Origin of the sequence: Alteromonas macleodii ATCC 27126, assembly GCF_000172635.2 — a bacterium.
In the GTDB taxonomy this organism is placed as follows: domain Bacteria; phylum Pseudomonadota; class Gammaproteobacteria; order Enterobacterales; family Alteromonadaceae; genus Alteromonas; species Alteromonas macleodii.
Genome location: NC_018632.1, coordinates 1,279,522 through 1,292,470, shown reverse-complemented (window position 1 = coordinate 1,292,470; position 12,949 = coordinate 1,279,522). Strand labels below are relative to the sequence as shown.

The following is a 12,949-nucleotide window of genomic DNA, read 5'->3' as shown; positions in this document are numbered from 1 at the left end:
ATGACAACCGACGCTATGGCAAAAGAAAACAGCGAGCCTGAAACATCAAAACGCCACTTATTAAGCGATGGGCCCGACTGGACGTTTCCACTTATCGAAGAGTATGAGCAACATATCGATCGCATCGCCAAAAAATTTAAGTTAGACACCTATCCCAATCAAATTGAGGTGATCACCGCAGAGCAGATGATGGATGCTTACGCCAGCATCGGCATGCCGCTTAACTACACGCACTGGAGCTTTGGCAAAAAGTTTATTCAAACTGAGCAACAATACCGTCGTGGACAAATGGGGCTGGCTTACGAAATCGTCATTAACTCTGACCCCTGCATTGCGTATTTAATGGAAGAGAACACCATTACCATGCAAGCGCTCGTTATGGCTCATGCGTGCTACGGTCACAACTCATTCTTCAAAGGCAACTACTTATTTAAAACCTGGACCGATGCCAGCTCTATCATCGACTACCTAGTATTTGCTAAAAACTACATTGCTAAATGCGAACAAAAATATGGATTTGATGAAGTCGAAAATATGCTCGACTCGTGCCACGCGCTAATGAATTACGGCGTTGACCGATACAAACGCCCGCAGAAAATTTCGTTACAGGAAGAGAAAAACAGACAAGAAGAGCGCGAGGCCTACCTGCAATCGCAAGTGAACGAGCTTTGGCGCACCCTGCCAAATAGCCCGCATAGCAAACACAAAGAAAAAATTCGTTTTCCACAAGAACCGCAAGAAAACCTGCTTTATTTTATTGAAAAAAACGCACCTTTACTTGAACCTTGGCAACGTGAAATTGTGCGTATTGTACGGAAAGTTTCGCAGTATTTTTATCCGCAAAAACAAACCCAAGTAATGAATGAAGGATGGGCCTGTTTTTGGCACTATCACATTCTAAATGAGATGTATGACGAGGGTTTGGTCAGCGACCGCTTCATGATGGAGTTTTTGCACAGTCATTCAAGCGTCGTTATGCAGCCAGAGTACAACAGCCCTTATTACTCTGGCATCAATCCGTATGCGTTAGGCTTTTCCATGTTCATGGATATTAAACGAGTGTGTCAGTCCCCCACTGAAGAAGACTATAAATATCTTCCAAGTATTGCGGGAAAAGACTGGCTTGAGACCGTGCATTTCGCCATGGAAAACTTTAAAGACGAAAGTTTTATCAGTCAGTTTTTATCGCCTAAAGTTATTCGCGACTTTAAGTTATTCGCCCTTGAAGATGACACCACCAAGCCCTTTATTGCGGTGAGCGCTATTCATGACGAAATGGGTTATCAAATTATTAAAGAGAAGCTGTCTGCTCAATACAATTTGAGTAATTTAGAACCCAACATTCAGGTACATAACGTTGATGTGAGGGGCGATCGTTCGCTTACTCTTCGCTATATTCCTCAGCGAGGAATTCCGCTAGGCGATTCAAAAGATGAAGTTATGCGCCACCTGCACAGGCTGTGGAAATTTGATGTACGTTTAGAGCAAGACAATGGTGATGATGGTATTGACGTGATATCAGAGTGTAAACGTGCACCGCAGGCGTAAGCCTGCGGTCAGCCCTCAGAACAAGATTTTAAGCCGCCTTTGCACTTTCCATTTCTTTTCTGGAACACAGTAACAATGACAGTGCGCCTATTGCTGCAAAAACGGCTGCGGTAACGAACGTCTCATAGGCGTTGGTGCCTTGCTGCCACTGCTGCCCTGCCATGTAGTTTCCAAATGCGCCACCTAATCCAAACGCTATACTGATGTATACCGCTTGCCCTCGGCTTTGATACGCCTTCGGCAGGAACTGGTGGATAAAATGCACCGATACTGCATGCGTTAAACCAAAGCTTAACGCATGAATAAGCTGACTTAACACAATCACCATAAAGGTATCAGCGAATGCCGCCATGACATACCAGCGAAGCCCTGTCAGTGCGATGCTCACAAACAACAAATTCCACACGCCAAACTGGCTAATCAGACGGCGGGCAATAAGAAATATCCCCACCTCGGCAAGTACCCCAAGCGCGATAAAGATGCCAGTTTGTTGACCGCTATAATCAAGGTCGCGCATGTAAAGTGCGAAAAATCCGTAATACGCACCAAAGCTAATTTGCAAGCACGCTGAAGAGAATATAAAGATGGCGAAAGGCTTTTGTTTGGCGTATTTCCAAATACTTCCCGCCGTAGACGTTTCAGGTGCAGCTTCTTTGGGCGCACGTATGAACAAGGTACTGATGAACAGTAACGCGAGTACGCCAATACTGGCGTGCACTGGCGTGTCGGTAGAAAAAATATCTAGGGCTTTACCCACACCTACCGTCAAACAAATAAAGCCAACGCTCCCCCATAGCCTTACCTGCCCATACGTGGCATTGGTTTTCGCCACCGTGTTCATCGTGATAACTTCAAGTTGAGGCAACACCGCTGTCCAGAACATCATCATTAACCCGAAAGCCAACGTAAGCCCCCAAAAACTGGTGAAGTAAAACACCGAACTGAAAGTTAGTACGGTGAGCAAGCAGCCTAAACGCATTACGCCAATGGCATTACCCGTTTTATCGGCCACGCCAGCCCACAGGCCTGGCCCTAAAATACGCGCTAGCGTTATAACAGCAAAAAGTTCACCGATTTCGGCAGAAGAAAATCCCCGCCCATCAAGGAAGATACCTAAATAAGGCACAAGCACGCCAAGCTGACCGAAGTAAAGCCAGTAGGTGATAGCAAGAATAAAGAGGCCGGTTTTGCTGCTTGCTGGGCTCGCCGCAGTATTGTTGGCATCGTTTAGGCCATTTGGTGACAATTCACATCTCCATATGCAAAAACGCCACTAGCGCAGAACAGGCAGTGGCGAATGATAAAATTAATTAGCGCAACATGCGCTCATGCTGCGTGTATCTTTAATCCGCGTTAACGTCGCAGTCCTGGCATTGCGGTCTTGCGATTTAAAAAACTGCTATGCCTGACCCGCAATTGGTTTCGTGGTCGACTGCACACCGGCATTTTGCGCGCGGTGGCGTAGCAGATGATCCATCAATACCAGTGCCAGCATGGCTTCAGCAATAGGTACAGCACGGATACCCACACACGGGTCGTGACGACCTTTGGTGACGATATCGATTTCTTCATTGTCTTTATTGATAGTTTTACCGGGAACCGAAATACTTGAGGTCGGCTTAAGCGCCATGTGTACTTCAATATCCTGACCGGTAGAGATGCCGCCTAGCACGCCACCTGCATGATTAGATGTAAATCCTTCAGGAGTAAGCGTATCGCGGTGTTCACTGCCTTTTTGATTAATAACATCAAAACCATCACCAATTTCCACGCCTTTCACGGCGTTAATTCCCATCATGGCGTGGGCGATTTCAGCATCTAGCCTATCGAAAACAGGCTCGCCTAGGCCTACAGGCACATTCTTCGCAACAACCGATACTTTCGCGCCAATGCTGTCGCCTGACTTTTTAAGGTCTCGCATGTACTCGTCCAGCGCGTCTAGCTTAGACTCATCAGGACAGAAAAACGGGTTAGTGTTGGTTACGCTGTGATCAACCTTATCTACTGTTACCGGCCCAAGCTGAGACAAATAGCCTAATACCTCAATACCGTGCACTTCTTTAAGGTACTTTTTCGCAATACCACCTGCGGCTACGCGAATAGCCGTTTCACGTGCAGACGAACGACCACCACCGCGATAGTCACGGCTTCCGTACTTTTGATCGTAGGTATAGTCAGCGTGGCCTGGACGAAAGCGGTCCTTGATATTGCCGTAATCTTGGCTTCGCTGATCTTTATTTTTAATTAATAAACCAATACTGGTGCCAGTAGTTTTACCTTCAAATACGCCAGATAAAATTTGTACTTCATCGTCTTCTCTTCGCGCCGTAGTATAACGAGAGGTGCCGGGCTTACGTCTGTCTAAATCAACCTGAAGATCTTCTTCAGTGATCTCAAGTCCTGGAGGGCAACCGTCTACTACACCGCCAATTGCAATGCCGTGGCTTTCACCAAACGTGGTTACAGTGAAAAGTTTTCCGAAGCTGTTACCTGACATAATTAACTATTAATCCTTACTACTAAAATACTGTACTAGTGTGTCTTTGCGCACGGCGAAAATACCTGAACCACCGTTATCGAATTCAAGCCAAATCACTTCTAACCCGGGGAACCTTTCGCTCATGTGCACTTCGCTATTTCCAACTTCAACGAATAACCAGCCACCGTCATTAAGGTAAGTTGGCGCCTCTTTAAGCATGATATCAACCAGTTCCAGACCGTCTTCACCTGCGGCAAGGGCAAGCTCAGGCTCGTGGTGATACTCTTCAGGCAAGTCAGCCATGTCCTCTGCGTCAACATAAGGCGGATTAGACACGATAAGGTCGTATTTCTGCCCTTCTAAACTTGAAAACAGGTCAGACTGAATGGGATAAACACGGTGACTAAGACCATGCTCCTGAATATTAATATCGGCCACTTCCAATGCATCTGTGCTGATATCTACGGCATCTACCTGCGCCTCTGGGTATGCATGAGCAAGCGCAATAGCAATACACGCACCGCCCGTGCACATATCAAGAATACTGTTAGGCGTCGATTCTACAAATGGCGCAAACTCTTTTTGAATAAGTTCAGCAAATGGAGACCGAGGAATGAGCACTCGCTCGTCTACGTAGAACGGCATACCGCAGAACCAAGCTTCGTTTGTGATATAAGGCAATGGCATGCGAGTTTGCACGCGCTTTAAAACAAGCTCTGCAATCTTCTCTCGCTCGCTTTTCGTTAAGCGAGACGTCATTACGCTGTCCCCAACTTGTTCCAATATAGGATGAGGCAAATGTAAGGCTTGCATAACTAGGCTTGTCGCTTCATCCCATGCATTGTCAGTACCATGACCAAAATACAAAGCCGCATCGTTAAAACGGCTGGTTGCCCATCGTGTCATATCTAACAGGGTATGCAGATCTTCAATGGCTTCTTCGAGGTAAAACTTATCGGTCATGGCGTTTGGGTACATCAAAAATTTCAAAGCTGGTATCATACCCAAACTTCATACCGATTCACATAATTAACTACGTACCGAATCTTTCTATTCGTTATAATTTAGGCGTTTTGAATCGTTAAACTCGAGTGTATTTACCCAAGCTATCGTTGATGAAAACCTTTAAAAAAGAACTCAAAGCATTGAAGAAGCAACTTTCTGAACCTCATCGCCATAAAAGTCAGGCGAGACAGGAAGGCGCCCGTAATGGAAATATGTCTACGAATACCGAGGAAGAGACCTTTTCATTTGCCGATGCAATGCAGGGAGTGACGCCTTTATCACAAGATAAAGTTGAGCCTGATAAGCAAGTTGAGTTATTTAAGAAGTCACAGCAGGTAAAAGGTAAACATCTAAAACACAGTAAGCAATTAGCGGCAAGCTTCGACTTTTCTGATATGTACCAGGCAGCGTTGCCGCAAGAAGGACCCATGCGCTTTTGCCAAGAAGGTGAGTCTACGCATATTTTGAAGCAGCTGCGCCGTGGCGACTACTCGCCAGAAATGACTTTAGATTTACATGGCCTTACCCGAGAGATGGCAAAAGCCGAGCTTGCCGCACTTATTCACACGGCAAGAAAAGAACTGATAGATTGCGTGTGTGTAATGCATGGTTTTGGTCAGGGCGTGCTAAAAGCCGCCCTGCCCCATTACTTAGTTCAGCACCCACACGTACGTGCATTTCATCAAGCGCCCCTCGAATACGGTGGACAAGCAGCACTATTGGTACTCATCGACATACCGCTTCAAAACAACAAGCGTTAATTTGCGCCTGGACAGCCATACATGGTGACTTATTTGTCTTCATCTGCACTGTTGTGCATAAACAAATAAGTGTAATACATCATCATCGCTACAATAATGCCTATACCGAGTAGTGAGCCCCATACTACGGGGTCTTTCATCATAGTCCACAACATAAGTAATCTCCTCTTCAACTAAGTAAATAGTAGAAGAGGCGTTAGAAAGAGGATGTGATCCAGATCAAATTCGATTTCTAGTCGTTAGCTGTCGGCCTAATTATTTGATCCAGGTCAACATACAGTTAATACCAATCCGCATATTTTTCGCGCCATCACAATTGGGCTTTGCCATACTTAGTTGTAACGATTGAATATGTTCAGGTTTCCCTCATAACCAAGCAAGGCCTCCGCATTACGGCACAGCTGCTCCATCGACTCACTAACTTGTATATCAAAATTGGGGGGTGTTGCTCGAAGACTGTGTTGAAAGATTTTGGCGTTTACATGGTTCGCAAGCAAAAGAAAACCCAAACACCCATACGTTCTCAGAAAGGGAAGCCGTGAGCAAAGTTGAGATGCGGCAGTATGTGTAATCGTTAAACTTTTGTCGGGAATAGATAGAATTACCCACTTATCAAGTTTCTGACCCTCTCTTGCGATATTCCTAAACCATCCGTCGACAACGCTATCGTCGTATACATTGCTTGGTATATCAAATAGAACATTGTTGACGTTGAAAAAACGGTATTGATGCTGACTACCTACCATGGCTACCTCCTGTTATGCCTTCATTCAATTGGTAGAGTGGAGCACTGAGCAAAGATCAGTTTAGACATGGCGAGTTCGCCTAGTTAGGACTGTTATGGCTATCGTCTGGCATTATTGAACTGATTAACATTGTGGGCCTGCAGACAAGCAAGTACTTTTTCACTCAACCACAGTGTTGCCTGAGCAGTGTCGTCAAAGTATTCGAATGCTAGTGTTGAAGATTCATAAACACGAGACCAAAACTTCTTTTGCATTGCCACACCTTCTGGTTCATGAAGCACCACTGCCGTGGCAATTAGCCCCAATGCTACGGCTTTACTAACAATTTCTTGCCCAGCGTTAGTAGCCTCCATGGGCGCAAGTGCCAGACCATGCACATTTACTAAGCTTCCCCAACACGGTGTATCAATATTCTTTCTTTGTGCGCCAACCACACGCTCATACTTTTGCATGAACTCAAGATTAAACGGACCTACTAAGTCTATATGTAGAATATTTTGCTCTGCTTGAAAATGAGCGTGAACCTCTCCATGCGCACTAAACTTGTCTATATCCATACGTTCCTCCACTTGAAAAGTATAGAACAAGATCAGGGCCAGATAAATTTGTTGCATATTTAGGGATAGAATTAATTTACAAAAAGGTATTGCAAATCATTCTCATTTACACTATCTTGTAAATGCCTGTTCGACGTTGGGTAAAAAACGGTCTTGGCTTAGCGTCGCTGAGGGATAGACGCCCGTCTATCCCTCAATTTTTTTCTTCAATATATTTTTCTATTTATTTTAATCAACGTTCATAGACGCATAAAAAAAGCGACTATCACGTCGCTTTTTCTCGCTTCTTTAATTTAGCTAAACAGCTTCATAAACCAACCTTTTTGAAGATCTTCCTCGCAGGTTTTAAGTTGCGTAGCATAGCGCAGCGAGCGCGCTTTAACTTTTGACGCCACTTTCTTCAGCCACGGCTTTCTATCATAGCTTCTGCGTTTGTACCCGCCCCATCCTTCGTGATAGTTAAGGTATTGCGCGTAGGCATCCCATTTAGAAATACCGTTCACTTTTTGCGACTTGTAAATAAACCATCCCATAAAGTCGATAGCGTCCTCGAAATCATCACGATCCGCACCACTGTTATCTGTTTCTCTCATATAGTCAGACCAGGTAGGTGTTTTCGCTTGTGAATAGCCATAAGCCGAACTAACACGCCCCCAAGGAATAAGCCCGAAGAAAACGTAATCACGCGGTGGAAGCGCATCGTGGCGGAAGGAACTTTCTTGATACATCATGGCCATTGGAACATGTATAGGCACACCCCATTTATCGCGGGCATCAGCAGCTGCATCATACCAATCGTCCTTTTCGTAGAATATTTCGCACAAATTACTGATGTCTTTAGGAGGCGTAGTTGCACACCCAGCGATAAACAGCGGAAAAAGAACGATGAGAGTTGATAAAAAAACAACCAATTTTTTGAACTTTTGGTTCATAGCTTGTCTTAACTAATGTTCTAGTAAAATGTGTGTTTCCCTGGAACCCTTCGATGCCTGACCTATGTCAGGCATTTTTTTTTGCTGGGGCCTCAGCGAAATAATCACGAATAAATGTATCAAAGTCTTTCACATCAGCAGCTTCTATTTCTTTTTGAGCAGCAAACGACACGTCAGCTTGGGCAGCAAAACCAGCAGCATCCGTATCCGTGTATTCAAAAGACTTCATCTCAGCTTGATAAGCTTGTGCCAGCTCTAAGCCCAACACGCCATTATCTTTGTCGCTTTCTAGCAAAGTAGCAAGTAGTTTACCTGACGGTGTTAGCGCCGGATCCGCCACTTTCTCAGCCTCGACGTTCACCGCTTGTGTATAACGCGACGTATCATTGGCTAAATCGAGTAATTCGGCCGCTTGCTCGAAGGACTTAAACAGCGAGGCACACCATTTAGGTAGTGAAATATTTTCTCCGCCATTTTGCAGGAGCAAATCAGGGTTTCGCCCTTCTAACACCACTTTATTCATATTCTCTTTAGCTTCTTTAAGCTGCGCTTCGTCAAGTTCTGCACTTGGCATTAGTAAGCACGCCACTAAGAAAACATCTAAGAAATCGAATTGCGTCTGTGAAATACCAATTGCCGAAAATGGATTTACATCTAGAGCGCGCACTTCAATGTAGCTGATACCGCGTCTAACCAAAGCGTCTGTTGGCTTTTCCATTGACTGAGTGGGCTGCTTAGGGCGTATAGGCGAGTACAGTTCATTTTCAATTTGAATGATGTTGCGACTTAACTGTTGATAATTGCCCTCTTCGCCTGCAGCAAACTGGCTGAACCGGGATGACGGCGTATTCATCGCATCGCGCAGCAAGGTGACATAGTTGTCTAGCTTGTTGTAACAAATCTTAAGCGACGATTGCTCTGCACTTGTGTAGCCTAAATCACTCATGCGAAGTGATGTCGCGTATGGCATGTATACCGTGCCCTTACCTACCTTTTTAAAAGGTAACGCATGCTGCTTTCCTTTTAAAAACGATCCACATAATGCAGGGGATGCACCGTACAAATAAGGAATAAGCCAACACAACCTGCGGTAGTTGCGGATAAGCCCAAAATAATCGGCTGAAGTCTGCTCTTGAGAATGTTCTTTTTCGTTCAGTTCAGCCCATAGCTTCCAAAACGTTTCGGGAAGAGAAAAGTTGAAATGCACGCCGGCAATTGCCTGCATCATACTGCCGTAGCGGTTTTTCAGACCAATGCGATATACACGCTTCATCTTGCCCACATTTGACTCACCAAAATAGGCGATGGGAATGTGCGCTTCATCATCTATAAAGCATGGCATACTTAGCGGCCATATTTGCTCTTCACCAATATTATCAATAACGAATTTATGGATATCTTTTAACTGAGAAATCGTTTTGGCAGCACTGTTTTCTGGCGGCGTAATGAATTCAAGCAACGATTCAGAAAAGTCTGTGGTGATTGAATCATGGGTTAGCGCAGATCCCAGCGGTTTAGGATGGGGTGTTTGTGCCAACGTACCGTTCGGGTTTATACGAAGGGCTTCGCGCTCAACGCCGCGCTTAATATCTTTTAGCGCAGCGAGAAATTCGGGTGACTTAAGCGCAGCAATGCGCGCTTCAAAACGGGATGAGTCTACAGTCAAAATGGTGGTCCGTTATGTCAATATAGCCCCCTGTTATGGGGGGCAATAATGTAAATTCAACAAAAATCAATCTATCAGTTTAACGTTTCTCGGGTGTTACTCTCTACTGATAACTCGATAATTGGTATCGATAGCGCGTTTAACTGAGGCAAAATTTTAGCTTTATCGCCTACTACAATAATTTGCATCTTATCAAGATTCAAATATTGCTTTGCCAAGGTATCCATCGTTTTCTTATCAATATTGTTGATAATAGCAAGCTGCTCTTCACGATAGCCTTTATCAAGACCATAGCTAAGCAATTGCCTTAAAAAGCGCGCTTTACTGGTAGGTGTTTCAAATTCAAGTGCGTCGCTTAACGTAAAGGCATTGCGCATGAACGCAATTTCTTCCTCGGTTACACCTTCAGTGCGGTAGCGATTAATCTCTTTTAAAATTTCAGCGATACCTTCACCTGTGTTAGCAGCAGTGAGGTCGGTACTTGCTTCAAACCAGCCAAGGGTTTTGCCACCAACGAAACCACTATTTGCTCCATAGGTGAAGCCTTTATCTTCTCGAAGGTTCAGATTTATGCGGCTATTAAATGCTCCCCCTAATGGGAAGTTCATAAGGCGAGACTTAAAGTGATCGCCTGTCGCATCAAAAGGTAAGCTTCTATCAACAATAAATACTACCGACTGAACCGCTTCTGGGCTATCCACTAGGAAGATTTGGTTTTCTTCGTACTTGGGAAAATCGCTGTAATCAGCAAATTCATAGGAATTCCCCTTCCACTGACCAATAAAGTCTAGTGTATTCACCATGTCTTTTTTCGGTAAGTTACCAACAACGACGATACTCGCTTTATCTGGCGAATAGTAATTGGCATAAAACGTTTTAACATCTTCCAACGTGATATTCTGCACAGTTTGCAGCGTGCCTTCATCCGGCAGGCTGACACGGTTCTCTTCACCAAACAAAACGAGGTCACGCGCGCGGCGGGCTAAGCTAGACGGCGTTTTCGCTTGTTGCTGCAAGCCTTGTACAACACGCTCTTTCATGCGGTCAAAATCTTCTTGAGTGAACGCAGGGTTGAACAGCTTTTCTTTTAATAGCGCTAGGGTTTCATCTAAATGCTTGGTTAAGGTAGAGACGTAAACTTGTGAGTATCTACCTGCAGTACTAAATCGGATAGCGCTACCCAGTTTTGCAAGTTCGCTAGCTAATTCTTCATTGCTGTAATGCTTTGTAGTTTCATTCATAAGTAACGCGGTTAAGTAGGCCGTACCCGCTTTACCTTCAGGGTCTAGCAACATGCCGCCATCCATACCTAATGTAAGCGTTACCGTTGGCGTTTCGGTGCTGGTTACGCCAAGTATTTCAATGCCGTTAGCAAGTTCAGATTCCCAATAATCAGGAACTTCCACAACCGGTGCCTCACCGGCTTTCGGCATTACGCTTCTATCAAAGCTAGGGGCGGTATTGGTAGATAGGGCACTGGTAACAGCTTCATTTTCAGACACTTCTACCGTATCGATTTCAATATTTCTCACCGGACGTTCAAAGGTCTGCTCAGCCGCAGCGAGCTGAACCTGCCCTTTGGGCACCACGCTTAATACAACGCTATTGGCGTCTTTAATGTATTTATTGTAAACACGCATAACGTCTTCAGCAGTTACGGCGTTGTAGCGCGCAATATCTTCGGCAATCAAATCTGGCGTTTGGTAAAAGGTTTCGTTAGCGGCGAGGGCTGACACTTTGCCAGACACACTTTGTAAGCCAAATACCGTACGCGCTTCAATTTGTCCTTTTGTACGCGCCAAATCATCTGCCGTGACACCACGTGTCTCAAACTCTTTTAGGGTTTCATTCAGTACGTTCTGAAGAGTAGAAAGTGAGGTAATTTTTGCAGGGTTAGCCAAAGCGAGTAGCTGAAATTCACAGGCAAGTTCGCGGCAAGGGTGAGACACCACGGCTTGCACCGCCATGCCTTCTTTGACTAGGTTTTTGTAAAACAGTGAGGTTTTTCCACCGCCTAAAATATCGGCCAACACGTCCAGTGGCGCTTCGTCTTCATGGCGACCATACACTGTAGGGTAAGTTATTTGCAGAAGCGGAAGATGAACTTTATCTTCTAACGTTACATAACGGGTTTCGTCTAGCGTTACTGGCTGAGGCTCAGGCTCTTCTACTTTCGGTCCTGTTGGGATTTCCCCAAAGTACTTGTTCACCCACGCTTTGGTTTTGGCTACGTCGATATCGCCACCAATAGTTAGGACCGCATTGTTCGGGCCATACCAGCGCTTAAAAAAGGCTTTTAGGTCATTGACGTCAACCCGGTCTAAATCTTCTACATAGCCGATAGTCATCCACGAGTATGGATGCCCTTCGGGATATAACGCTTCACCATTAAGCTCGAAACGCAATCCATACGGCTGATTGTCCACACGTTGTGCACGCTCATTTTTAACCGTTTCTCTTTGGTTTTCAAACTTAGTTTGGTCTACGGCTTCTAACAGATAGCCCATTCTGTCAGATTCTAGCCAAAGGACTTTCTCCAATTGGTTAGCCGGTACGGTTTCAAAATAGTTTGTGCGATCGGTATTGGTTGTGCCGTTTAAGTTACCGCCCGATTCCGTAATAACCTTAAAATGCTGCTCATCGGCAACGTGTTTTGAGCCTTGAAACATCATGTGCTCAAAAAAGTGAGCAAAACCCGATTTACCTACCTCTTCTCGCGCAGAGCCAACGTGATAGGTAACGTCAACATGAACCAGTGGGTCAGAATGGTCTTCGTGGAGAATGACGGTAAGTCCGTTTTCTAATGTGTACTTTTCGTAAGGAATAGACACGGTGTTCGACGAATCAGCTACTGTGTTTAGTTGGTTATTCGTCTTCTCTTCCTGTACGTGCTGACACGCTGTTACTACAATGACGCCTATGGTCATAACGAAGGTACGTAGGGTCAGTTTTCCTGACATGATGATTCCTTTTAAATTACTACACATTCTTCACTCTGCCTTTTCACTCTATATTCACTGAGTGGTACTTGGCTTATTGGGTGAAAACAGAGGTTGCTATCTCTATAGCGCAAGCGAATTTTCGAAGACTACCAGACTTTTTAGCGCTTTACTTGCTTCGACTTTGCTATGATTGTATTAATTTGTGTATTTCTGAAATACACTTACACTTCATAGTCTTTTGTAAAATAGGCTTTAGCCAGTTGAATTCGCTAAGTGGTACGAATGAACTGACAAACGGTTTCCATTTGGAATA

General features: G+C 44.8%; 11 protein-coding genes. 2 read left to right on the top strand and 9 right to left on the bottom strand.

Annotated elements, in window-relative coordinates; all coding sequences use genetic code 11:
- Window positions 1-1,548, top strand: coding sequence for a SpoVR family protein (locus MASE_RS05510; RefSeq protein WP_014948761.1), 1,548 nt, complete (start codon window positions 1-3; stop codon window positions 1,546-1,548).
- A 28-nt stretch (window positions 1,549-1,576) separates the two neighbouring features.
- Here the strand turns inward: MASE_RS05510 and MASE_RS05505 are convergent, their stop codons facing one another.
- The 3 genes from MASE_RS05505 to prmB all read right to left on the bottom strand — a co-directional run bounded on the left by MASE_RS05505 (window position 1,577) and on the right by prmB (window position 4,990).
- A complete protein-coding gene (locus MASE_RS05505; protein WP_014948760.1) occupies window positions 1,577-2,794 on the bottom strand; it encodes an MFS transporter in 1,218 nt (405 codons plus the stop codon).
- 153 nt (window positions 2,795-2,947) lie between these two features.
- Window positions 2,948-4,045 (bottom strand): chorismate synthase, encoded by a 1,098-nt coding sequence (gene aroC, locus MASE_RS05500; RefSeq protein ID WP_014948759.1) that lies wholly within the window; start codon window positions 4,043-4,045, stop codon window positions 2,948-2,950.
- A gap of 9 nt (window positions 4,046-4,054) precedes the next feature.
- Complete coding sequence (gene prmB / locus MASE_RS05495) at window positions 4,055-4,990, bottom strand: 50S ribosomal protein L3 N(5)-glutamine methyltransferase (protein WP_039226525.1); 936 nt, start codon at window positions 4,988-4,990, stop codon at window positions 4,055-4,057.
- Between the two features lie 152 nt (window positions 4,991-5,142).
- Here prmB and smrB point away from each other — a divergent pair, with 152 nt between their 5' ends.
- Window positions 5,143-5,793, top strand: coding sequence for an endonuclease SmrB (gene smrB, locus MASE_RS05490; RefSeq protein ID WP_014948757.1), 651 nt, complete (start codon window positions 5,143-5,145; stop codon window positions 5,791-5,793).
- Between the two features lie 29 nt (window positions 5,794-5,822).
- Here the strand turns inward: smrB and MASE_RS20385 are convergent, their stop codons facing one another.
- The 6 genes from MASE_RS20385 to MASE_RS05465 all read right to left on the bottom strand — a co-directional run bounded on the left by MASE_RS20385 (window position 5,823) and on the right by MASE_RS05465 (window position 12,654).
- A complete protein-coding gene (locus MASE_RS20385) occupies window positions 5,823-5,948 on the bottom strand; it encodes a hypothetical protein (protein WP_012517787.1) in 126 nt (41 codons plus the stop codon).
- Between the two features lie 177 nt (window positions 5,949-6,125).
- The gene (locus tag MASE_RS05485) at window positions 6,126-6,539 is read right to left on the bottom strand and encodes a hypothetical protein (protein WP_014948756.1); all 414 of its coding nucleotides are present in this window, start codon (window positions 6,537-6,539) and stop codon (window positions 6,126-6,128) included.
- A gap of 98 nt (window positions 6,540-6,637) precedes the next feature.
- On the bottom strand, window positions 6,638-7,096 hold the full coding sequence (locus MASE_RS05480) for a hypothetical protein (protein ID WP_014948755.1): 459 nt from the start codon (window positions 7,094-7,096) through the stop codon (window positions 6,638-6,640).
- 293 nt (window positions 7,097-7,389) lie between these two features.
- On the bottom strand, window positions 7,390-8,028 hold the full coding sequence (locus MASE_RS05475) for a transglycosylase SLT domain-containing protein (protein WP_014948754.1): 639 nt from the start codon (window positions 8,026-8,028) through the stop codon (window positions 7,390-7,392).
- Window positions 8,029-8,095: 67 nt separating this feature from the next.
- Window positions 8,096-9,694: a glutamate--cysteine ligase gene (gene gshA / locus MASE_RS05470; protein WP_014948753.1), complete on the bottom strand. Its 1,599-nt coding sequence runs from the start codon at window positions 9,692-9,694 to the stop codon at window positions 8,096-8,098.
- Window positions 9,695-9,768: 74 nt separating this feature from the next.
- Window positions 9,769-12,654, bottom strand: coding sequence for a M16 family metallopeptidase (locus MASE_RS05465; RefSeq protein ID WP_014948752.1), 2,886 nt, complete (start codon window positions 12,652-12,654; stop codon window positions 9,769-9,771).
- Between the last annotated feature and the right edge of the window lie 295 nt (window positions 12,655-12,949).